At 62.0% G+C, this 295-nt stretch carries 1 pseudogene; it reads left to right on the forward strand.

What is annotated here, in order from left to right:
* Positions 1–295 (forward strand): annotated as a pseudogene (locus tag ACYP5B_RS18660) (porin); the annotation flags it as partial.

Raw genomic sequence — 295 nt, forward strand, 5'->3', positions numbered from 1 at the left:
GGTCTCGGTGGGTGTCGCCTATGACCAATACCAGGGCAGCACAGTCGCCACATCGGGCGCAGCCGCCAAGCGCGCCGCGATTGGCGGTGCATATGCTTTCGGTGATGCCAAGGTGTTTGCCGGCTACCGCTGGATGCGTGACGAACTCACCAGTGCGACCGCAGTCCGCCAGGACAACCTGTACTGGGTTGGCGCGCTGTACAAGTTCACTCCCGCCTTCAGCCTGACTGGCGCGGCATACTACACCGACGCCCGCAAGGACAGCAACAGTTCGTGGATGTACGTCTTGAATGCC

The sequence above is a fragment of the Cupriavidus sp. 8B genome (genome assembly GCF_054589115.1).